This window comes from Janthinobacterium sp. 344 (assembly GCF_900112025.1).
Classification (GTDB): domain Bacteria; phylum Pseudomonadota; class Gammaproteobacteria; order Burkholderiales; family Burkholderiaceae_D; genus Janthinobacterium.
This window is the reverse complement of the sequence record NZ_FOKL01000014.1, coordinates 53,814-76,678: the sequence shown is the minus strand read 5'-3', so window position 1 is coordinate 76,678 and position 22,865 is coordinate 53,814. Positions and strand designations below refer to the sequence as shown.

General features: G+C 63.9%; 19 protein-coding genes. 10 read left to right on the top strand and 9 right to left on the bottom strand.

The genetic code is table 11. The features are described 5' to 3' along the window. Positions 1-127: 127 nt before the first annotated feature. From BM193_RS26410 to BM193_RS26385, 6 genes are all read left to right on the top strand, one after another. On the top strand, positions 128-2,362 hold the full coding sequence (locus tag BM193_RS26410) for a TonB-dependent receptor plug domain-containing protein (RefSeq protein WP_254786430.1): 2,235 nt from the start codon (positions 128-130) through the stop codon (positions 2,360-2,362). A 119-nt stretch (positions 2,363-2,481) separates the two neighbouring features. Then, positions 2,482-3,720 carry a DEAD/DEAH box helicase gene (locus BM193_RS26405; RefSeq protein ID WP_092802663.1) on the top strand — a complete coding sequence of 413 codons (1,239 nt, stop codon included), beginning with the start codon at positions 2,482-2,484 and terminating at the stop codon, positions 3,718-3,720. A gap of 67 nt (positions 3,721-3,787) precedes the next feature. Then, positions 3,788-4,405 (top strand): LON peptidase substrate-binding domain-containing protein, encoded by a 618-nt coding sequence (locus tag BM193_RS26400; protein ID WP_092802491.1) that lies wholly within the window; start codon positions 3,788-3,790, stop codon positions 4,403-4,405. 156 nt (positions 4,406-4,561) lie between these two features. Beyond that, complete coding sequence (locus BM193_RS26395; protein WP_046684938.1) at positions 4,562-5,305, top strand: DNA-binding protein; 744 nt, start codon at positions 4,562-4,564, stop codon at positions 5,303-5,305. Between the two features lie 633 nt (positions 5,306-5,938). After that, on the top strand, positions 5,939-6,931 hold the full coding sequence (locus tag BM193_RS26390) for a chemotaxis protein CheB (RefSeq protein WP_092802494.1): 993 nt from the start codon (positions 5,939-5,941) through the stop codon (positions 6,929-6,931). Between the two features lie 53 nt (positions 6,932-6,984). After that, a complete protein-coding gene (locus tag BM193_RS26385; RefSeq protein WP_092802497.1) occupies positions 6,985-7,932 on the top strand; it encodes a cupin-like domain-containing protein in 948 nt (315 codons plus the stop codon). Between the two features lie 3 nt (positions 7,933-7,935). Here BM193_RS26385 and BM193_RS26380 read toward each other — a convergent pair whose 3' ends face one another. Next, complete coding sequence (locus BM193_RS26380) at positions 7,936-8,844, bottom strand: DMT family transporter (RefSeq protein ID WP_092802500.1); 909 nt, start codon at positions 8,842-8,844, stop codon at positions 7,936-7,938. Between the two features lie 51 nt (positions 8,845-8,895). Between BM193_RS26380 and BM193_RS26375 the strand changes: the two genes are divergently transcribed. After that, a complete protein-coding gene (locus tag BM193_RS26375; RefSeq protein ID WP_092802503.1) occupies positions 8,896-9,453 on the top strand; it encodes a helix-turn-helix domain-containing protein in 558 nt (185 codons plus the stop codon). 8 nt (positions 9,454-9,461) lie between these two features. Here the strand turns inward: BM193_RS26375 and BM193_RS26370 are convergent, their stop codons facing one another. The 4 genes from BM193_RS26370 to trpS form a co-directional block, all read right to left on the bottom strand. Then, positions 9,462-10,193 (bottom strand): class I SAM-dependent methyltransferase, encoded by a 732-nt coding sequence (locus BM193_RS26370; protein ID WP_092802506.1) that lies wholly within the window; start codon positions 10,191-10,193, stop codon positions 9,462-9,464. Continuing rightward, on the bottom strand, positions 10,190-11,431 hold the full coding sequence (locus BM193_RS26365) for a voltage-gated chloride channel family protein (RefSeq protein ID WP_092802509.1): 1,242 nt from the start codon (positions 11,429-11,431) through the stop codon (positions 10,190-10,192). Before BM193_RS26365 ends, BM193_RS26370 begins: the two co-directional genes overlap by 4 nt. A gap of 37 nt (positions 11,432-11,468) precedes the next feature. Continuing rightward, complete coding sequence (locus BM193_RS26360; RefSeq protein ID WP_092802512.1) at positions 11,469-13,058, bottom strand: pyridoxal-dependent decarboxylase; 1,590 nt, start codon at positions 13,056-13,058, stop codon at positions 11,469-11,471. Positions 13,059-13,177: 119 nt separating this feature from the next. Next, entirely contained in the window at positions 13,178-14,254 is a 1,077-nt protein-coding gene (gene trpS, locus BM193_RS26355; protein ID WP_254786429.1) for a tryptophan--tRNA ligase, read from the bottom strand. 299 nt (positions 14,255-14,553) lie between these two features. Between trpS and BM193_RS26350 the strand changes: the two genes are divergently transcribed. Then, positions 14,554-16,515 (top strand): CocE/NonD family hydrolase, encoded by a 1,962-nt coding sequence (locus tag BM193_RS26350; protein WP_092802515.1) that lies wholly within the window; start codon positions 14,554-14,556, stop codon positions 16,513-16,515. Here BM193_RS26350 and BM193_RS26345 read toward each other — a convergent pair. The 4 genes from BM193_RS26345 to BM193_RS26330 all read right to left on the bottom strand — a co-directional run bounded on the left by BM193_RS26345 (position 16,512) and on the right by BM193_RS26330 (position 20,403). After that, complete coding sequence (locus tag BM193_RS26345) at positions 16,512-17,369, bottom strand: DMT family transporter (RefSeq protein ID WP_092802518.1); 858 nt, start codon at positions 17,367-17,369, stop codon at positions 16,512-16,514. The genes BM193_RS26350 and BM193_RS26345 overlap by 4 nt on opposite strands. A 7-nt stretch (positions 17,370-17,376) precedes the next feature. Next, on the bottom strand, positions 17,377-18,198 hold the full coding sequence (locus tag BM193_RS26340) for a substrate-binding periplasmic protein (RefSeq protein WP_092802521.1): 822 nt from the start codon (positions 18,196-18,198) through the stop codon (positions 17,377-17,379). A 100-nt stretch (positions 18,199-18,298) separates the two neighbouring features. After that, a complete protein-coding gene (locus BM193_RS26335; RefSeq protein ID WP_092802524.1) occupies positions 18,299-19,582 on the bottom strand; it encodes a TCR/Tet family MFS transporter in 1,284 nt (427 codons plus the stop codon). 170 nt (positions 19,583-19,752) lie between these two features. Next, positions 19,753-20,403, bottom strand: a complete 651-nt coding sequence (locus tag BM193_RS26330; RefSeq protein WP_092802527.1) for an HD domain-containing protein — start codon at positions 20,401-20,403, stop codon at positions 19,753-19,755. Between the two features lie 340 nt (positions 20,404-20,743). Between BM193_RS26330 and BM193_RS26325 the strand changes: the two genes are divergently transcribed. After that, complete coding sequence (locus BM193_RS26325) at positions 20,744-21,235, top strand: chemotaxis protein CheW (protein ID WP_092802530.1); 492 nt, start codon at positions 20,744-20,746, stop codon at positions 21,233-21,235. A 215-nt stretch (positions 21,236-21,450) separates the two neighbouring features. Then, the coding region (locus BM193_RS26320; protein ID WP_092832562.1) for a methyl-accepting chemotaxis protein at positions 21,451-22,865 on the top strand (1,415 nt) is incomplete at its 3' end.

The window sequence follows — 22,865 nt, the reverse complement described above, 5'->3', positions numbered from 1 at the left end:
CCGAATTTAATTCGCTGTAAGAATTATTTTCAGGGAACTGTGTCATATGTGCAAAATTGTCGCAAAATACGGCTGACTGTTTTTTAGCTTTTAGCCATTTTTATTCAGCCAACTTTTCAGCCAGCCCATGATGCCACGCCGTTCGTTCCGCCTCACCGTTGTTGCCTCCGCTGTCCTGTTCGCCTGCCATGTCCAGGCCCGGCAGTCCGAAACGCCAGTCGCCGCCGATGCGGCCGCTGTGCCGCTCCAGGCGGATAAAGCGGCCGCGCCTGCCATGCAGACGGTGGAAGTGAAGGGCGGCGGCTATGATCCGCGGCGTGACGATACGGCCAGCAAGATGATCGTCAGCAGCGAAGAAATCCTCAAATATGGCGATACGAATGTCACGGACGTGCTCAAGCGCTTGCCCGGCATTACCGTCTCCGGCGCGGCCGGGCGCTCGGGCGGCGAAATCCGCATGCGCGGGCTGGGCAGCGGCTACACGCAGATTCTGCTCAATGGCGAGCGGGCGCCCGCCGGTTTTTCGCTCGACACCCTGTCGCCGGACGTCATCGAGCGCATCGAAATCCTGCACGCGGCCAGCGCCGAGTACAGCACCCAGTCGATTGCCGGCACCATCAACGTGGTCTTGAAGAAAGCCGTGAAAACGGCGCAGCGCGATGTCAAGCTGAGCGTGGGCGGCGGCCGCGATGCGTTTTCCAGCAACGGCAATCTGCAACTGTCGGACAAGGCGGGCATCTTCTCGTATGCGCTGGCGGCCTCGTTCTACCGCTACGACTACCACTATGACAATCCGGCCGATAACCCGGCACTGGATCTGGGCTATCTGCCCGATGGCCGGCAAAACCTGCTGCGGCACATCACCGGCACGGGCAAGGGCCGCTCCGAAGGCATCAATCTGTCGCCCCGGCTGAACTGGGCATTCGCTGACGGCGACAACCTGACGGCACAGTTTTTCCTGAATGCCGGACGCAGCGATAACCGCAGCCATAGCCGCACCGAGACGCTGCTGGGCGCGCGGCCCGACTACGACACGAATGACGGTACTTCGGGCAACCGCTATGTTTTCGGTCGCACGGACCTGACGTGGGTGCGCAAGCTCGACGCGGGCGCCAAGCTGGAACTGGGTCTGCGGGTCAGCGCCACGGGCAATACGGCCGACAGCCATCCGCTCGGCTATAGCGATGACCTTGGGCTGGTGCTGGACCGCAAGGTGCGCGTCGAGGCGACCTACAGCAGCCTGTCGTCCACCGGCAAGTATTCCGCGCCATGGCTGCCGGGCCATGCGCTGTCCATGGGCTGGGATGGCACGCTCAGCCAGCGCGAGGAGGAGCGGCGCCAGCGCGAGCTGGCCTTGGCGGGAGGGCGCCCGCCGATCGACAGCGATGAGCATTTCGATGCCGACATCAAGCTGCTGGCCGTGTATGCGCAGGACGAATGGGATATCACGCCGCGCTGGTCCATGTATGCGGGCGTGCGCTGGGAAGGCATCGACACGCGCAGCGCCGGCGATACCTTCGATGCCGTGCAGCAGCGCAGCGGCGTCTGGAGTCCGCTGCTGCAAACCCTGTGGAAGCTGCCCGATACCAAGGGCGACCAGGTGCGCCTGGCCCTGACGCGCACCTACAAGTCGCCATCGACGTCGAACTTGATTCCCCGCCGCAGTATCTCGACCAATAATAGCCAGACGGAGCCGGACCGTGTAGGCAATCCGAACCTGAAGCCGGAGCTGGCGCTGGGCATCGATGCCTCGTACGAACATTACTGGGCCGACAGCGCCTTGCTCAGTGCGCGCGCCTCGGCCCGCCGCATCGACGGCTACACGCGCCAAGGCTTGCTGCTCATCGATGAACGCTGGGTTTCCACGCCCATCAATGATGGCCGCGCGAATACGCAGACGCTGGAACTGGAAGCGAAGTTCCCCCTGCGCGCCGTGCTGGCGGCGCCCGTGCCGGCGCTCGATGTGCGCGCCAGCATCAGCCGCAACTGGTCGCAGGTGGAGCAGGTGCCGGGGCCGGACAACCGTCTCGACCAGCAAACGCCTCTCAGCGGCAACGTCGGCCTCGACTACAAGACGCCCGATGGCGTCTTGAGCACAGGCGGCAGCTTCACGTTCCGCACGGGCGGCCCCGTGCGCATCACGGAACGCCAGAGCGCGTACACGTCGCCGCGGCGCGACCTCGACCTGTATGCCGTGTGGAAGTTCGACGCCAAGAATCAGCTGCGCGTGGCCGTGTCGAATCTGCTGGCGCAAGACTTTGAAAGCAACACCAGCTATACGGATGCCAGCGGCACCATCGCCCGCAATGGCATTTCCACCAGTGTGCCGCAGGCGCGCGCGACGATGGAAATGAAGTTCTGATGGGCATGTTTTCATCTTGAAAACTGCGGCCGGTCCCCTCGCTGGCCTATAATCTCGGCAATCGCGCGCCCGGCCCGTCCGTGCGCGCCGCCTTTTACTTTGCCAAGATTGCTTTCCCCATGACGTTTTCCTCCCTCGGCCTGATCGATCCCCTGGTCCGCAAACTCGATGAGCTCGGCTATGCCAAGCCCACGCCCGTGCAGGCGCAAGCGATTCCCGCCGTCCTGGCCGGCCGCGATTTGATGGCCGCCGCGCAGACAGGCACGGGCAAGACGGCCGGCTTTGCCGTGCCCTTGCTGCAGCGCCTGACGCTGGAAGGCGTGGTGGCGCCGCAATGCGTGCGCGTGCTGGTGCTGGTGCCCACGCGCGAACTGGCCGAGCAAGTCTATGCCAGCTTCCGCAGCTATGGCGGCAACTTGCCGCTGCGCAGCTTTGTCGCGTATGGCGGCGTGCCCATCGAGCCGCAGATCAGCAAGCTGCGCAAAGGCCTCGACGTGCTGGTGGCCACGCCGGGCCGCCTGCTGGATTTGCAGACGCAGGGCGCCGTCAAGTTCGAGCAGGTGCAGACGCTGGTGCTGGACGAGGCCGACCGCATGCTGGACCTGGGCTTCGAGCGCGAGCTCGATATCTTGCTGATGACGATGCCCAGGCAGCGCCAGACCCTGCTGTTCTCGGCCACCTTCTCGGACGCCATCCGCGCCATGGCGAAAACCATGTTGAAGGACCCTGTGTCGGTGGAAGTGAGCGCGCGCAACAGCACGGTGAAAGCCGTCAAGCAGTCGGTCATCGTGTGCGACAAGAAACGCAAGCCGGAACTGTTCTTGCACTTGCTGAAGAAAAAGCGCTGGGGCCAGGTATTGGTCTTCGTCAAGACGCGCAAGGGCGTCGAGCTGCTGGTGAATACCTTGCTGGAGCAGGGCGTGCGCGCCGATTCCATCCACGGCGACAAGACCCAGCCGAACCGCTTGCGCGCGCTGGCCCGTTTCAAATCGGCCGAGGTGCAGGTGCTGGTGGCCACCGACGTGGCCGCCCGTGGCCTCGACATCGACCAGCTGCCCGTCGTCGTCAATTTCGACTTGCCCACCGTGGCGGAAGACTATATCCACCGCATCGGCCGCACGGGCCGCGCGGGCGCCTCGGGCGAAGCCATTTCCCTCGTCTGCGCCGATGAAGTCGAATTGCTGTCGGCCGTGGAAGCGCTGACGCGGCAAACCCTGAAACGCCATGAGGAGCCCGGTTTCGAGGCGGAACACCGCGTGCCGGGCACGTCGGCCGGCGGCATGATCCAGAAAAAGACCGTGAAAGTGCTGGCGCCGAAGGCGGCGGAGCGGGCCAAGAAAAGGCGCTTCTACAAATAATCGGCGCAGTTGGCCAGGCCGGGCAAGGCGCGCAGCACGGATATCGCATTCGTGCCATCATGCGCCTATGACCTCGATACCTTTGTTCCCGCTCAATACGGTGCTGTATCCCGATGGCTACCTGCCCCTGCAGATCTTCGAGGTGCGCTATCTGGACATGATACGCAAATGCATCATGGGCGAGCAGCCGTTCGGCGTGGTGCAGTTGCTGGACGGCGCGGAAGTGCGCAAGCCGGGCCAGGTGGAAAGCCTGGCGCCCGTGGGCACCCTGGCGCGTGTCGTCGACTGGGCCGCACCCCTGTCGGGCCTGCTGCAAATCAAATGCATGGGCATGCAGCGCTTTCGCATCGTGGCCAGCGAACAGTTGAAACACGGCTTGTGGACGGCGCAGATCGAAACCCTGCCGGCCGATAAACCCGTTGCCATTCCCCAGGATCAGCAAAACGTGGCCGACGCCCTCGGCGCGCTGATACGCACCCTGCAGGAACAAAAGATTCCCCCCGAGCAAATGCCCTTGCAACCGCCATACCGGCTCGATGAGTGCGGCTGGGTGGCGAACCGCTGGTGCGAATTGCTGTCCCTGAGCGCCATGCAAAAACAATTGCTGCTCAGCCAGGACAATCCCGTGCTGCGCCTGGAACTGGTGCAGGATATGCTCACCGAAAACGGCTTGCTGGAAGAGTAAACCGGCGGAAGCCGCATGGCTGCACACACTTCCGTTGTGCAATTGCAATTTCTATTGAGAAATACTTTACGCTTTGCCGCCGCTGGCATAAGATAATGCCCCTGGGCAAGATAGTCCCAATAAAATGGTCCCAGGTAACATTCACGAGAGCACGACATGGCAAAAGTAAGCGCGGAACAGATCAATGCGGCAATGGAAGCGATGGCGGGCGAAGGCCAGGCCATCACGGTGCGCGCGTTGCGCGAGCGCCTGGGCAACGGCGCCTGCCTGGGCACCATCAGCAAGCTCTTGCAACGCCGCAAGGCGGGCGCGCAGCGCCAGATCGCCGCCGCGGCCGAGTTGTCGCCCGTGTTGCAACAAGCCATCCTCGATTATGTAGGACAGGAATTAAGCGCCAGCCACAGCGCGCATGAAGCCGAGATGAATGACAATCAACAGGAATTGATGGACCTGGCCAGCGAGAACGAGCGCCAGCAAGAGCTGCTCGACTTGCAGGCGGGCGAGCTGGAAACCCTGCGCGAGGAACTCGAACGCGAGCGCCAAGTGGCGAACCAGGCCCGCACGGACCTGGCCAAGGCGCAATTGCGCCTGGAAGGCTTGCCGCGTCTGGAGGAGGCGGCCGAACAGGCGCGCATGGACCTGGCCAAGGCGCAATTCAAGCTCGAGGGAATACCGCGCCTGGAAGAGGCGGCGGAAGCGGCACGCGCCGAACTGATCCAGGCCCAGCTGAAGCTGGAAAGCCTGACGCGCGTGGAAACGGAACTGGCGGCCGCGCGCCTGGAGCTGGAAGCGGAGCGCGAAGAGCTGGGCGAAACGCGCGCCGAGCTGGACGAAGAGCGTACCTTGCGCATCAAGGCGCAGCAGTTCATCGTCGATCCCATCTTCAAGACTCCTGTCTGAGGACGCCTGGCCCAAGCTGCTGCGCGTCGGTATAGGCGGCCTGCGATGCTCACCGTACTGGAGTACGGTTGCGCTTCTCGGCCACCTCTACCTTCCGCTCGCGACGCTTTTGCCAGGCGTCGATACGTTGACTGTTTGATGCGGCAACATCTTATTGACGGGCCTGGTGTGACGCCGCGTCCATAAGATGAGGCTGGTGAAGTCTGGCGCGCCCTATGTTGCTTACCGTGCTGAGTACGGTTGCGCTTCTCGGCCACCTCTACCTTCCGCTCGCGACGCTTTTGCCAGGCGTTGATACGTTGACTGTTTGATGCGGCAAGATGGTGTTGACGGGCCTGGTGTGACGCCGCGTCCATAAGATGAAGCTGGTCAAGTCTGGCGCGCCCTATGGTTGCTCACCGCGCTGAGTACGGTTGCGCTTCTCGGCCACCTCTACCTTCCGCTCGCGACGCTTTTGCCAGGCGTCGATACGTTGACTGTTTGATGCGGCAACATCTTGTTGAAGGGCCTGGTGTGACGCTGCAATAAGACAAGGCCGCTCAATTCCGGCACGCCTATGTTAAGCGGCGCACGGAAGCGCGATGCCCGGCACCGCAGAATGACTGCGGGACGGATCGCGCGAAGGGGGCAGGCATGCAGGCGTTGATACTCATCGGTGCTTCGGCGGGTGGAGTGGAAGCCTTGTCCGCCATCTTTGCCGAGCTGCCCGCCACCTTGCCGGCGCCCGTGCTGGTGGTGGCGCATGTGGGGGCGCGCAAGAGCGTTTTGCCCGAGATTCTCGGCAAGACATCCGCCTTGCCCGTGCGCTTTGCCGAGGAGCGCGAACCCGTGCGTCCCGGACGCATCCTGCTGGCGCCGCCGGACCGGCATATGCTGGTCGCCAACATGGCTGGCCAGGCCAGCATCGAACTGACGCGGGGGCCGAAGGAAAATCATACGCGCCCCGCCATCGACCCCTTGTTTCGCAGTGCGGCCGCCGCGTTCGGGCCGAAGGTGGTGGGCGTGATCCTCAGCGGCTATCTCGACGATGGGACGGCTGGTTTGCAAGCCGTCAAGGCCTGTGGCGGCAAGGCGCTGGTGCAGGAGCCGCAGGAAGCGCAAGCGCCATCGATGCCGCAAAGCGCCATCGACCATGTGGAGGTGGACTGGCGCTTGCCCGTGGCGCAGATCGCCCCGGCCCTGCTGGCGCTGGCCAGCGGCAAGCCGGCGCCACCGCTGACGGCCCAGCCCTTGCAGCCGGTGCCCCACTGGATCGCCGCGGAAAACCGTTTCGCCCGGGGAGTAGGGAATATGGATCAACTGGAAAAAATCGCCACCCCATCGACTTTTACCTGTCCCGAATGCCAGGGTACCCTGTGGGAATTGCATGGCCAGCAGCCGCAGCGTTTTCGCTGTCATACGGGCCACAGCTTCACGGCGAAAATCCTCGGTGAACTGCAGCATGACAAGGCCGAAGAAGCCATCTGGGCCGCCGTGCGGGCGCTGCAGGAAAAGGAAAAACTGTACCTGAATCTGGCCGCCAATGCCCAGGCCTGGCTCCATCCTGGCACGGCCAGCGAATACGCCGACAAGGCGCGCCAGGCACGCGAGCAAGCCGAGATGCTCAAGCAGGCCTTGCTGACTTAAAATAGCGCTCTGCCACGCCATGCCGCGCGAGGCGTCGAGTGTAAAGAAGGTTTATGTCAGCAGAAAAAGATTTGCCATCCCATCCCATCCTGCCACAGGCGTCGTCGCGCGCACTGCCGCCACGGCCGCCATCCGAGTTCAGTTCGCCCGAGGCGGCGCTGGCCCGCAAGCTCGCGCGCGAGCACAAGGATGCGCAGGTGCGCGGCGTCACGTCGATTCAGGCGATGCGCGACGCCATCCGCCAGGCCGCCAGCGTCTTGCCGTGCATCACCGAGGTGCCGCGCCTGCGCATGCTGGACGCCGCCGCCTTCCGCGCGCGCGCCGCGCTGGGCTTGCCATTCCTGATGCGCGGACTGGTGCAGCGCTGGCCCCTGTCCGCCCTGGCGCCGCAGGTTTTGCGCGAACGCTACAGTCACGTGCCCGTGCGGGCCAGGGTGGGCGACTATATCAATACGGCATTTGCGGCGGACCGCGCCATGCAGGACATGTCGATGGGGCAATACCTGGATCTGGTGGACGCGGGCACGCACGCGCTGCCGCCCTACCTGGGCAACCTGGAGCTGCGCGAATTGAACAGCCTGTGCCACTGGCCCACGTATTTCGACAAGATGGGGCCGCCCCGTTTCTGGGTGGGGCCGGCCGGCACGGTGACGCCTTTGCATTGCGATTACGACGACAATATCTTCGCGCAAGTGTGGGGCCGCAAGCGTATCTTTTTGTCGCCGCCGCACCACGACGCCTTTTTGTATCCCAGCGAAGCGAACGCCATCCTGTTCGGTTCGCCATTCGACCCGGAAGCGCCCGATTTCGAGCGTTATCCATTGGCGCGCCAGGCCAGCATGGTCGAATGCATCGTCGAACCGGGCGACATGCTGTACGTGCCCGCCGGCTGGTATCATCAAGTGCGGGCGCTGACGTTTTCGCTGTCCTCGAACCGCTGGGCCAGGGCCGTGCCGCTGGCGCTGCAGGGGGATGCGGCGCCGCGGCGGGGCGGGGAATAAGCCTTAGGGCTGGACGGCTTTGCCGGCAGCGCGCAGGCGGCGCTTGGGGCGCCACTCGCTGAGGATGCCAGCGGCGATGATCAGGATGGCGCCCACGATGGCCAGGGCCGGCAGGCGTTCGCCGGCGATGCGGCCGATCACGCCGGCCCACACCGGCTCGCCCGCATAGATCAAGGTGGCCTTGGTGGCGGAAATGCGTTTTTGCGCCCAGTTCATCACATATTGAATCAAGGCACTTGCGCAGCCCAGCGCCAGCACGCTGAAGAGGAAGGTCTTGCTGAGCGCCGGCGGCGCTTCGCCCATGACGGGCATCAGCAGCAGGGCGATCAATGATGCCGTGGCCAGCTGCACGATGGTCACGCGCAGGATGTTCAGCTGCGGCGAGACGCGGCTGATGAGGATGATTTCCAGGGCGATGGCGATGGCGCCCACGGCCGTGATCAGTTCTCCTTTGCCGAAGCCCATGCTCAGGCCATCCGTGCCCGTCAGCAGTAATAATCCGACGAAGGCCAGCACCACGGCCGCCCAGACGGCGGGGTGGGGCCGCTGCTTGAAGACCAGCCATTGCACCAGCGGCACGATGGGCACATAGAAGGCCGTGATGAAGGCGGACTTGCTGCTGGAAATATGCATCAGGCCATAGGTTTGCAGCGCGTAGCCGCCAAAGATGCTCACGCCGATGGCCATGCCCGTGAACAACTCGGTTTTGCTCAGATGGCGCAGCTGGCCGCGGCAAATCAGGGCACCGATGCTGGCGGCCACGGCAAAGCGGGCGGCAACGAAGGCCAGCGGGCCGCTGACCGTCACGGCATGCTGCACGATGAGAAAAGTGCCGCCCCAGATGAAGGTGATGGCGATCAGGGCCAGTTCGGGCAGGCCGAGGGCGGGCGGGGGACTTGCATGTGTTTTCATGGGAGGCTATGCTATGAGCAAAATATTTCCCATCATAATAGGAGCAATATATTGCGCAGTCAAGCCGAGTCCGGTGGCGTGCTGGAGCACCTGGCCAAAAATCTGCGGCGTTTGCGCCTGGCGGCGGGCCTCAGCCAGGAAGAGCTGGCCCGCCTGTCGGGCCTGAGCCGGCGCATGGTCAATGGCGTGGAGGCGGGCGGCACCAACATCAGCCTGTCCAACCTCGACCATGTGGCCGCCGCCTTGAACGTGGCCTTTGTCGACCTGGTCCAGCCGCCGCGGCAGCCGCACGACAGCCTGCGCGTGCTGATGTGGCAAAGCGCCACGCAGGCCAGCCAGGCCGTGCTGCTGGGGGCGGCGCCCGCCAGCCGCCAGGTGGAGCTGTGGGCGTGGACCCTGGCGCCGGGCGAGCGCTACGACGCGCAAGCCGATCCGGCTGGCTTCAGCGAGATGCTGTATGTGCTGGAGGGGGAATTGCAGCTGGTGCTGGCGGCGGAAACGCGGCAGCTGGGCACGGGCGATTTTTTTGTGTTCAGCAGCGCGCAAGCGTACAGCTATGTCAACGCTGGCGCATCCACCTTGCGCTTTACGCGCAATGTGGCCAGCTGAGGGCGCCTTTACGCGAGGCGGCAGCCGATGAGCAGCAGCATCGGCCGTTCGCGTTCCTCCGCCAGCGCCGGCTGCTGCGCCACCTGTTCATCGGTGGGTCCCCATTCTTCCACGTGTTCCAGCTGGAAACCGGCGTGCAGCAGCGCATTGATGGTCGTGCCCAGGGTGCGGTGCTGTTTGATGACGCCGGGCGCCAGCCAGTCGGACACGCGCGCTCCTTGCCGCTGGTAGCTGTCGACGGGCCAGCGCTTGCGGCCTTGCCCATCCGTCAGCCAGCCAGGCTGGCGCGGTGCCATGAAGATCGGGTGCTCGATGGAAAACACCAACTTGCCGCCCGGCGTCAAGCCGTGGCCGATGGCGGCCAGCAGGGTGGGGAAATCCGCGATGTAGTGGAAGGCCAGCGAGCTGTAGACGAGGTCATAGGTGGCCGGCGGCAAGGCCAGTTGTTCCAGATCAAGCCGGGCATAGCTGAGGGCTGCATGTCCTCCCATGCCGCGCGCTTGCGCCAGCATCTTTTCCGACACGTCCACGCCCAGCACCGGCGCCGCGCCCTGTTCCGCCGCCCAGCGGCAAAACCAGCCATAGCCGCAGCCCAGGTCGAGCACGCTTTTACCCTGCAAATCGGGTAGCATGGCGCGCAGGGCCGGCCATTCGGGGGCCGCATCGAGGCCGCCGACGGAGCGGGGGAGCTGGCTGTAGGCCGTGAAGAAGGCGTCGTTGTCGTAGATATTCTGTGTCATGGTTCACGATCCTGGCGGGCCGCGCGCTTGGCATGGCCGCCCCGCTGGGCCCGGTAAATGCCCGCGTGGCCGGAAAACAGGTAGGCCACCACGCAGGCAATGGCCGCGTACACGCCGATGTCCGCGCCGAACAGTTCCATGGCCATCAGGGTCGAGGCGATGGGCGTATTCGCCGCGCCCGCAAACACGGCGACAAAGCCGATGGCGGCCAGCAAGACGGCAGGCTGGTGCAGCAGCGGCCCCAGCGCATTGCCCAGGGTCGCGCCAATGAAGAACAAGGGCGTCACTTCGCCGCCCTTGAAGCCGGTGCCGAGCGACACAATGGTGAAGGCCATCTTGCCGAGGAAATCGTATGCGGGCAGCGGCTGCTTGAGGGCGTCGACGATGGTGGGAATGCCCAGGCCGATATATTTGTCGGTGCCGATCAGCCACACGGCGACGGCGACGACGAGGCCGCCTATCAGCGGACGCAGGGGGGCGTAGGCAATCTTGCGCTTCATCAACCCGCTCAAGCCGTGCGTGGCTTGCGCAAACAGTTTACCGGTCACGCCGAACAGCACGCCCGCGATGACCATGGCGGATAAAGTCCAGGCGGAGAGGGCGGGGATCAAGGGCACGGCGTAATGCGTATGCTGGACGCCCCAAAGCAAGCCTACCTGGTCGGCGATGACGGCGGCAGCCAGGCAGGGCAGCATGGCTTCGTAGCGCAGGCGGCCGATGGCCAGCACTTCCAGGCCAAAGATGGCGCCCGCCAATGGCGTGCCGAAGACGGAGGCAAAGCCGGCGCTGATGCCGGCCATCAGGATGATGCGGCGGTCTTCGTTGTTCAGGCGAAACAGGCGCGTGAGCTGGTCGGCCAGCGCGCCGCCCATCTGCACGGCCGTGCCTTCGCGTCCGACAGAGGCGCCGAACAAATGCGAGACGACGGTGGCGCCCAGCACCAGCGGCGCCATGCGCAGCGGGATGATTTTTTTCGGATCGTGGATTTCATCGATCAGCAGGTTGGCGCCGCCTTCGACACTGTTGCCGTAGCGCAGATACAGCCAGCCCACGGCGCAGCCCGCCAAGGGCAGCAGCCAGATCAGCCAGGCGTGCGCCAGGCGCGTCGCCGTTGCCCAGTCGAGGGCGAACAGGAAGCCGGCCGAGGCCGTGCCGGCCAAGACCGCCACGATGCTGGCCAGCAGCAGCCATTTCAACAGATGCTTGAATAGATCGGTGAGGGCGCTCAGGCGGTGCATCGGGCATCCAGTCAAGGGAGGATGGGTGGGGGATTCCTTACAGGCCCAGCTCCGCCACCAGCGCCTGGCCGATGGCGCGCTGTTCCGCCAAGATGGCGCGCAGGTGGTGGGGGCGCGTCTTGACATTCGTCATGACCACGCGCAGCACGTTGGTCGGGCCGGGGTAGCGCGTCGATTCGAGCACCGTGCGCGAGACAAAGCTGTGGCCGTGCGCTTTTTGCCGGTTCTGCAGCTTGGCGTTCAAGGTGTTCAGCTGCTTGTTCAGCTCGGTCGCGGCATCCACCTGGCCATCGGCCAGCAAGCCGTCCATGCGCTGGCGCAAGGGCGCGGGCACGTAGCGGTAGGTGAGAATGAAGGTGTCGGAGCGCGTGACGAGTTCGAAATCCTGCTGGTCGGCCAGCAGTTCCTGCAGCTGGCCGGACAGGGTGGCGGCCTGCCGCAGCAGGGTGGTGTAGCCGGACACGCCCAGCACCTTGAACGAGGTCCACAGTTTCAAGGCATCGAAGCGGCGCGAGCCTTCCAGCGAGGTCTGGCCCAGGTCGCCCGAATTGTCGCGCAAGATATAGTTGGCGTTGTGTTTCAGCAGGTTCAGGCTGGCGCTGTCCTTGAACAGCACCATGCTTTGCGCCATCGGCACCCACAGCAGCTTGTGCCCGTCGATGACGACGGAGTCGGCCAGGGCGATGCCGTCGTACAGGGGCCTATACTGTTCCGCGATCAAGAGCGCGCCGCCCCAGGCCGCATCCACGTGGAACCAGATGGCTTCCCGTGCCGCAATCGCCGCCATGGCGGCCAGCGGGTCGATGGCGCCCGTTTCCGTGGTGCCGGCGATGCCGATCATGGCGATGACCTTGATCTTGCGCAGTTTTAATTCTGCGATGGTCGCTTCCAGCGCGGCGACGTCGATGCGGTTGTCGCGGTCGACGGCCACCAGGTGCAGGGCGTCTTCACCGAGGCCCAGGGTGGCCAGTGCTTTTTTCACGGAATAATGGCTGCGGGCCGAGCCGATCACGGCCAGCCCCGCATGGCCCGATTCCTGCATCGCGGCAAATAAACCGCGCTTGCGCGTGCCGGGCAATTGTTTTTCCAGCGCCACGGCCAGCGCCGTCAGGTTGCCCATGGTGCCGCCATTGACGACATTGCCCAGCGCGCCGCTGGTGGCGGCCATCGCCTGCGCATAGACGGCGTCCGGCTGCTGGTAGACCTGGCGGTGCAGCCAGCCGAGGATCTGCTTTTCGATCAGGGTCGACACATACGCCGTCTCGATCTTCACCTGGTTCTGGTTCAGGGTGGCCGTAAACGCTTCGGCCAGCACGCTGATCCAGGGCAGGGCCTGGGTCATGTGGCCGATGTATTGCGGATGGTTCAGCTGGGCCGTATTGGCCAGCACGGTGGTGTCAAGTTCTTGCAGGAACGCCGTCACGGGCATGCCGTGTTCGGGCGGGTGCGTGTCGGACAAGTGCGTCAGCAGTTCGGCATACGGCGTGTGTGGATACGGTTCGCCGCGTTCGGCGGCCAGCCAGCCACCCAGCATGCGCAGCGCTTGCTGCAAGGGGGCGGGGGCCTGCTGCAGGGCATCGATGGAAAAATGCTGCTGCAGGAGCTGTTCGATGGCGGTATCGGTCATTGCACGTTGTTTTCTTTGCTGATTGCTGATGCCATGGCCATAAATGCACAGCGCCCTGGCGGAGACGGGATTCTACCCGACTCCGCCAGAGCGCATCAGTTTGCTATTGCTATTTGCGATCAGAAATAGTTGAGGCCCAGCGCCGACTTGACTTCATCGGCCGTGCGGGCCGCCACTTCGCGCGCCTTGAAGGTGCCTTCCTTGAGCATCTGGATGACTTGTCCCTTGTCCTTGGCGAACTCTTCGCGGCGGGCGCGGATCGGCGCCAGCATTTCCTGCAAGACCACGTCCAGGCGCTTCTTGACGATGCTGTCGCCCAGGCCGCCGCGTACGTAATGGGCTTTCATTTCGGCCAGCGCCGCTTTTTCCGGGTCAAACGCGTCCAGGTACGTAAAGGCAATGTTGCCTTCCAGATGGCCCGGGTCTTCCACGCGCAGGTGCAGCGGGTCCGTATAGACTTTTTTCACGGCGGCCGTGATTTCGGCCGGGGTCGCGCCCAGGTTGATGGTGTTGCCCAGCGACTTGCTCATCTTCGCCTTGCCGTCGATGCCGGGCAGGCGGCCGATATCGGGCACCAGCGCCTTGCATTCCATCAGCACTTCGCGGTTGTACATGCGGTTGAAGCGGCGCACGATTTCATTCGTCTGCTCGATCATCGGGATCTGGTCTTCGCCCACCGGCACCACGCCCGCCTTGAAGGCCGTGATGTCGGCCGCCTGGCTGGCCGGGTAGGTCAGGAAACCGGCCGGGATGTCGCGCTCGAAGCCGCGCAAACGGATTTCTTCCTTGACGGTGGGGTTGCGCTCGAGGCGCGCCACGGTAACGATGTTCAGGTAGTAAAAGGTCAGCTCGGCCAGTTCCGGGATCTGCGACTGGATGAAGACCGTGGTCTTGCTCGGATCGATGCCGACGGCCAGATAGTCCAGCGCCACTTCGACGACATTGCGGTGCACCTTGTCGATGTCTTCCATATTGTCCGTCAGCGCTTGCGCGTCGGCCAGCATGATGAATTGCTTGTAGCTGTTCTGGTAGCTGACGCGGTCGCGCAGGCTGCCCACATAGTGGCCCAGGTGCAGGGGGCCGGTCGGGCGGTCGCCCGTCAGGATCACGGATTGCGAGGCGATGGCGGCGGCGGACAGCGGCGCTGCCGGCGTGTTCTCGGTGTCGGGGGTATCGGGGGTGTTAGGCAAGCTCATCAAGTTTCCTTTTGAGCCGCCTGCATCGGGGATGATCCAGGCTGGAGCCTGTTACGCCACCGATCGAGGCGGCGTTGATCATAAATCACATCACTATGCAGTGGCCGCGCGAAAGTGAGCGGGACCACCAATTCAAGCAGGCGTGTTGTGACGGGATAAATTTCATGGCGTTATGGTTGCAGTTCGTGCGCGTTCTGTCAAGTTGCACCCCGATTTATCTGCGCGCCGGCCGGACGTTTGATTTCTATCAAAATTGCTTTGCGGGTACTATTGTCAGCATGAATCTTTTGGAGAAGTGTATGCCTGTTGTATCCCCCGTCCGCCTGAGTGGCCTGGCCCTGCTTGCCAGTACCGTGTTCAGCGCTCCCTTGCTGGCGCAAACACCGCAAACCCCGCAAACGCCGCCGATGACACCCGATATCGGCGCCAGGCTGGTGATGCCGGACCTGAACGACTACGTCAAGCGCGTGGTGATGATCCCCATGCGCGACGGCGTCAAGCTGTACACGGTGATCGTCGTGCCGAAGGGCGCCAGCCGCGCGCCGATCATGCTCACGCGCACGCCGTACAATGCGGCGCGCCGGGCCCAGCGCACGGCCAGCCCCAGCATGCTGGCCACCTTGCCGCAGGGCGACGATACCCTGGTGGAAAACGGCTACATCCGCGTGTTCCAGGACGTGCGTGGCAAATATGGCTCCGAAGGCGACTACGTGATGACGCGCCCCGTGCGCGGCCCGCTGAACAATACCAAGGTCGATAATGTGACCGATGCGTGGGACACCATAGACTGGCTGGTGAAGAACGTGCCAGAAAGCAATGGCAAGGTGGGCATGCTGGGCTCCTCGTATGAAGGCCACACGGTGCTGATGGCGCTGGTGGACCCGCATCCGGCCCTGAAGGTGGCCATTCCCATGAGCGCCATGGTCGATGGCTGGCGCGGTGATGACTGGTTTCATCATGGCGCCTTCCGCATGCCCAGCCTGTCGTATATCGCGGGCCAGACCAGCGTGCGCGGCGGCGGCGAAACGCCAGCCCTGGGCGTCTACGACGATTACGACGCGTATCTGCGCATCGGCTCGGCCGGCGCCTACGCGAAAAAATTTGGCATCGACCAGCTGACGTATACGAAAAAGCTGTTCGAACACCCGGCCTACGACAGTTACTGGCAAGAGCAGGCGCTGGATAAGATCCTGGCGAAGCGCCCGCTGATCGTGCCGACCATGCACGTGGTGGGGCAGTGGGACCAGGAAGACATCTATGGACCCTACGCCAGCTACTGGGCGATGGAAGGGCGCGACAAGCGCAACAACCTCAATTACCTGGCCATCGGCCCGTGGCGCCACAGCGGCGTCAACTATGAGGGCTCTTCCCTGGGCGCCCTGAAGTTTGACGGCGACACGGCGCGGCAGTTCCGTGAAAAAGTCATGCAGCCATTCCTGAATCAGTATTTGAAGGATGGCGCGCCGGAAGCGAACACGGCGCCCGTCGTGTCCTATCAGACGGGCACGAATCAGTGGCAGCGCCTGCAGCAGTGGCCGCTGGCCTGCGAGACCTGCGAGACGAAGTTGACGCCGATCTACCTGCAGGAGGGCAACCAGCTGGGCTTTGCGGCGCCATCGGGCGCTGCGGATGCGGCGGAAGGCGCCTTCGACGAATACGTGGCCGATCCGGCCAAGCCCGTGCCCTTCGTGCCCCGTCCCGTGCGCCTGAACGATGGCGACGTGTGGAAGCCATGGCTGGTCAGCGACCAGCGCGGCTATGCGGACCGCACGGACGTGCTCAGCTACGTTTCCGAACCGTTGAAGACGGCCGTGCGCATCGCCGGCGCGCCGATGGTGAACCTGTTTGCTTCCACCAGCGGCACGGATGCCGACTGGGTGGTGAAGCTGATCGACGTGTATCCCGATGAAGTGCCGTCGCAGCCGGCCATGGGCGGCTACCAGCTGGGCGTGGCGATGGATATCTTCCGCGGACGCTACCGCGACAGCTTCGAACACCCGACGCCGATTCCGGCGGGCAAGGTGGAACGCTACCGCTTCGCCTTGCCGAACGCGAACCACGTCTTCCTGCCCGGCCACCGCATTGCCGTGCAAGTCCAGTCGAGCTGGTTCCCCCTGTACGACCGCAACCCGCAAATCTACGTGCCGAACATCTTCCTGGCCGACCCGGGCCATTATAGAAAGGCGACGCAGCGCGTGTACCACGCGGCAGGGGCGGGCAGCGCGATCGAGTTGCCGATCGCACCGCTGGACGCCCGCTAGCCCATGCGCATCAAGATGGCGCCCGCCGCGATCAGGCCGATGGCCAGGTAGCGGCGGGGGCTGATTTTTTCGCGCAGGAACAGGGCGGCGATGGCGATGGCGAACAAAATCGACGTTTCGCGCAGGGCGGCGATGGCGGCCACGGGCGCCTGCGTCATGGCCCACAGGGCCAGGCCGTACGAGGCGAGCGTGCCGAAACCGCCAAGGGCGGCCAGATGCCATTGCGTTTTTGCATAGGCCAGCAAGCCGGCACGGCGGCGCAGCAGTGTCCACAGCAGCAGCCCCGCGCCGTTCAGGACAAAAATCCACATGGTGTAGGCGGCGGGCGCGCCGGACAGGCGCACGCCGATGCCATCGATCAAGGTATAGCTGGCGATCACGCAGGCATTGCCCAGGGCGAAGGCGGTGGCGCGCCGCGTGCTGTTGCGCACCCCGGCGCTGGCGGGCAGGCGCGCGGCCACATACAGGCCGAAGATGCCCGCGCAGATGCAGGCGACGGCACTCATTTGCATGGGAGAAAGACGCTCGCCGATCAGCGGCCAGCTGGCCAGCGCCACGATCAATGGCGCGCTGCCGCGCATCAAGGGGTAGGCATGGCTCATGTCGCCCGCCTTGTAGGCGGCCGCCAGCAGCGAGTAATAGGCCAGCTGGGCCACGGCCGAGGCGGCCAGGTAGGGCCAGCTGGCGGACGCGGGCGTATTGACGAAAGGCAATGCGCAGAGGGAAATCAGTGCCGCGCCCACGGAGACCAGCACGGTCGTCAGGAAAGTGTCCTTGCCCGACTTGACGATGGCGTTCCAGCTGGCATGCAGCAGGGCGGCAAACAGCACGATGGCGACGACGCTGCCGGACATGGGGGACTTAGCGCGGCCGGATGCTGAGGGTCAGCAGTTCCTGGCGGTGGTGGCGCTGGAAGCCTTCCATCAGGACGCCCGAGCGTCCCGCCTTTTCCAGCAGTTCGCGCAAGGTGGCCTGGTCATCGGGCGTCAGCGACTTGCGCGACAGGTAGACGCCGCTCATGCCCCAGGGCAGTTCCGGCAGGGCTTCCATGCGCAGGCGGTCGGCCAGGCCATACACGCGCGCATCGTTTTGCGCCACGCCGGCCAGGATGGTGGGGCCCATGATGGTGGCATCGATGAAGCCGCTTTGCATCAGGCGCGCCACCGAGAGCGCATCCACCTCGTAGAACAGCCGGCCCTGGCTGCTGAGTTCCTTGGCCAGCGCCTGGTACGAGGCGCCATAGTCGTAGCCGCGCACCAGCGCCACGCGCAATTCGCGCCGCTCGATCAATTCCTGCATGCTGTTGATGGGCGCGCGCGCGCCCTGCAGCGAGATCAGCAGGGGCCGGTTCCCCATCAGGGGAATGAACAGGCCATGCTGGTCGCGCCGCAAGGTGCTGCTGGCGGGGATCAGCATGTCGGCCTTGCCCGCTTCAAACATGGCTTCCAGGCGTGCGCGCGGCACGGGGGAAAAGATGAAGTTACAGCCCACCTTGGCGCCCATGCTGCGCAGCAGGTCGGGATAGATGCCGCTGACGCTGGCGCCATTGATCACCACGCTGGCACCGATCGCCGAGACGGGCACGTGGATGTCGCGCGAGCATTGTGCGCCCGCCAGTGACGGCAGCGCCAGCGCCAGCATGGCCACGCTTCGCCGCCAGGCGCCGGAATAAAAATCAGTCATACCCATCCTTGCTCACCATCGAATGCCGGGCGTCGGTAACGCGCGGCTGATTTCTCCATTCTCGCCTATTCATTTCCCAAATGCAACATTATCTTGCCGACTACTTTGTGGTAGAAACCGCAAGTCTGGCATCGCGTTGCGCCCGGAAGTAGCGCCAGGCCACGACGATGCCCAGCGCTTGCATGATGGCGCACAAATAGAACGTGCTGCCGATGCGCCAGTCCTGCGGCGGCAGGTGGCTCACTTCACCGAGGATCATGCTGCCGAGCAAAGGCATGATGATGATGCCCAGGCTGCTGATCGATTGCAGGGAGCCCATCAGTTCACCCTGTTCGCTGGCCGCCGAGGCCTTCGAGATGATGCCTTGCAGGGCCGGGCCGGCGGCAAAGGCCAGCAGGTTGCACAGGATCAGCGCATACATCATCCAGCCTTGCGTTGCCAGGCCGTACAGCAGGTAGGTGATGGCGCCCGAAGCCATGCCCAGCAGGGACAGGCGCACTTCGCCAAAGCGCTTGATCAGGATGCCAAGCAAGCCCGCCTGCACCACGGCCGCGCACAGGCCCACGCAGAACAGGGCGATGCCGTTCTGGCGCGGCGTCCAGTCGAAGCGGAAGTGCGTGTACAGCACCCAGGTGGTATTGAGCATCATCTGTGCGAACGTCATCAGGCCAAAGGCCAGCACCAGGCCGCGGATGTCCACGCGGCGCACCAGTTTCAGCAGGGCGGCGAACGGGTTGATGCGCGCCAGCGTGAACGGCGCGCGCGGGCCTGGCGCCAGTGATTCGGGCACCATGCAGTAACCGTAAATGAAATTGCCTGCCGACAGGGCCGCCGCCACGAAGAAGGGCAGGTGCAGGTTGACGTCGCCCAGCAGGCCGCCCAGCATGGGGCCGCAGATGAAGCCGAGGCCGAAGGCGGCGCCGATCTTGCCGAAGCTCTTGGCGCGGTTGTCCGGCGTGGAGATGTCGGAGGCATAGGCGGACGCCACCGACATGCTGGCCGAGGAAATGCCGCCGATGACCCGGCCGATGAACAGGCAGGCCAGGTTGGGCGCCAGCGCCGTGGCAAGGAAGTTGACGCCCATGCCAGCCATCGAATACAGCAGCACGGGACGGCGCCCCACGCGGTCGCTGATGGCGCCCAGCATGGGCATGAAGATGAACTGCAGCAAGCCGAAGACGGCTGCCATGATGCCGTACCAGAACGCCTGCGCTTCCTTGCCGCTGACATAGTCGCCGATCAGGATGGGCAGCACGGGCACGACCAGGCCGATGCCCAGCATGTCGATGAAGACGCAGACAAGGATGAAATTGAGGTTGCCGGCGCGCGCGGGCGCGGCGGGAGAAACTGGAGTGCTGTGCTCAGGTGAGGTATTGTCGGACATGCATTCTTTCGGCGCACACCCCGCGCCGCCGTCAGGCTGGCGGGGTTCAGTTGTTGGCGTTGCGCCTGCGCGTTGCAAATTCCTGCTGACGCCGCGGCGCGATAGCTGAGCCTTGTATTATAGACAGCATGGGCCATGCTGGCTATCGCCACCAATGCTATGCAGTAACACTAAGCGCTCACGCCCCATTCGTCGGCGAAAGCGGCGCGGAAATCCGTCAGCACGGCCAGCCGCTGTTCGGCCAGGGCGCGGCCAGCTGGCGTCTGCATCTTGCCCGGCAGCTTGTCCAGCTTGACGACGATATGGTCGAGCGCGTACGCCTTGTCGTCGAGCGGACGGTGGGCGGCCAGCGGGTCCGTGCCATGCGCCAGCGCACTGTCCATGCGCGCCGCCGTGTAAAACAGGCGAGCCAGGCCGACGGCGCCCAGCGCATCGATGCGGTCCGCATCCTGCACGATGCGCGCCTCGATGGTGTCGGGCGGCAGGTCGGCGGAAAAACTGTGCGTCTCGATGGCATGCGCCACGCCTGCCAGTTTTTCGGCCGGGAAATCCAGTTCCGCCAGCTGGCGGCAAGCCAGCGCGGCCGCCTGGCGCGAGGCCAGGTGCCGTTCCGGATGATTTTTCGGCAAATTGACCAGGTCGTGCAGATAGCAGGCGGCCATGACCGTGAGGGCATCGGCTTCCGCGTGTTCCCGCAGCAGCTCGGCGGCGTTGCGCCAGACGCGCTGCAGGTGATTGATGTCGTGGGCGCTGTCGTCGCCCAGGCCGGCCGTGGCCAGCGCCAGCAGGCGTGGTTGCCATTGGGTAAGCAAGGATTGCATGGTGCGTATTCGGTTCCGTAAAAAGCCAGGGGTGCCAGTGTGGCATAAAAATCGTGGATCAGTGAGGTCACTGTAGCCGTGATCAGGCGTGCCGCTTGCGCCACACAAATTCCTTAATGGCAACATTCCGGACGGACGTCTGCTCTTTTTTAGTGCATGTAAAATTTACATGAGGTAACATTGCCGCACGGAAATTAGAGGCATAAGCTCATTGCAATAAAATATTTGCCAAAACATACCGGCAGGAGCCATTCCATCGTGAATGGCTCTTCCCACGTCAACGGCATGCGTGCAGCGTGCCGCGGCCTGCGCCTCTGGGCGATTTAACTAAAGGATCATCATGAGCACCATCTCCAGCGAATCGGGCGCGGCTGTCGCCAAGGCTGCCGAATACCTGGCTTTCACACTGGGCCAGGAAGAATACGGCATCGACATCCAGAAAGTCAGCGAAATCCGTAGCTACGAAACGCCGACCCGCATCGCCAACGCACCGGAGTTCGTCAAGGGCGTCGTCAACTTGCGCGGCATCATCGTGCCGATCGTCGACATGCGCATCAAGTTCAATCTGGGCACGCCCAGCTATGACCAGTTCACCGTCGTCATCATCCTCAATATCGGCAACCGCGTCGTCGGCATGGTCGTCGACCGCGTCTCCGACGTGACTACCTTGCTGCCGGAACAGATCAAGCCGGCGCCGGACATGGGCCGCTCGATCAATACGGAATACGTGATCGGCCTGGGCACGATCGACGAGCGCATGCTGATCCTGGTCGATATCGACCAGCTCATGTCCAGCGCCGAGATGGGCCTCATCGAGAAGCTGGCCGCCTAGTGCCGGGACGGTTTTTTAGAAACAATTGACCCCAAGCATTGCTTGCACTTTCTGCAAGGCGCACGCTAGCGCATTTCCTGGCGCACGGTTCATGCGAACCGTGCGCCAGTTTCACTTGTCACGCCCGCTTTGGATGCCGCAGCCAGCCAGCACCTGCCACGCCAGGCTGCCCGCCACGGCGCCGCGTCGGCAACCGGTTTTTTTAGGATAGTCACATGAATTTATTACGCAACGTCAGCATCGGTGTCCGCCTTGGACTCGGTTTTGCCGTGATCTTGCTGTTTTCCATGCTTATTACGGGCATCAGCGCATGGCGCTTGCACGACGTGGCCACGGCCACGCGCACCATGATGGAGCAGCCGCTGGCCAAGGAACGCTATATTTCCGACTGGTATGGCCGCATCGACAGCGCCGTGCGCCGCACCATCGCCATCGCCCGCAGCAGCGATACCTCGCTCAGCGGCTATTTCGCCGAAGAATCGAAAGTCTCGTCGGCCAGTTCGGCCGAACTGCAAAAGAAAATCGAGGCGCTGATCGACAAGCCGGAAGAAAAAGCCATGTTCGCCGGCTTGCTGGAACAGCGCAAGGTGTACATCGGCTCGCGCGACCAGGTCTACAAGCTGAAGGGCGAATCGCAGGTCGAGGCGGCCAACGAGGTATTTGAAAAGACCTTCGTGCCGGCGGCCGCCAAGTACCAGAAGATGGTCGCGGATTTGCTGCAGCACCAGCGCGCCAGCATCGACGCCACGGCGCGCGAGATCGACGATGTCGCCAAGACCAGCCGTAACTTGTTGCTGACCCTGGCCGCGCTGGCGCTGGCGTTCGGCGTCGTCTGCGCCTGGGTCTTGACGATGGGCATCGTGCGCCCCCTGCGCACGGCCGTGGAGATCGCCCGCAAGGTGGCCGATGGCGATTTGACGGCGCAGATCGACGCCAGCGCCAAGGATGAAACGGGGCAACTGCTACTCGCCCTGCAGGACATGAACACGAGCTTGCTGAACATCGTCAGCGAAGTGCGCAGCGGCACGGACAGCATCGCCACGTCGTCGACGCAGATCGCCGCCGGCAACCAGGACTTGTCTTCCCGCACGGAAGAGCAGGCCGGTTCGCTGGAAGAAACGGCGTCGTCGATGGAAGAGCTGACCTGGACCGTGAAGCAGAATGCGGACAATGCGCGCCAGGCCAACCAGTTGGCGGCCTCGGCGGCGCAAGTGGCCGTCAAGGGCGGCGACGTGGTGGCGCAGGTGGTGGGCACGATGCAATCGATCAATGCGTCGTCGAACAAGATCGTCGACATCATCAGTGTCATCGACGGCATCGCCTTCCAGACGAATATTTTGGCGCTGAACGCGGCCGTGGAAGCGGCGCGGGCCGGCGAGCAGGGGCGTGGTTTCGCCGTCGTGGCGTCCGAAGTGCGCAACCTGGCGCAGCGCTCGGCCTGTGCGGCGAAGGAGATCAAGACATTGATCGGCGCGTCCGTGGAGCAAGTCAACGCGGGCAGCATGCTGGTGGCGCAGGCCGGTTCGACCATGAACGACATCGTCGACAGCGTGCAGCGCGTGAGTGACATCATCACGGAAATCACGGCCGCCAGCAGCGAGCAAAGCGTGGGCATCGACGAGATCAACCG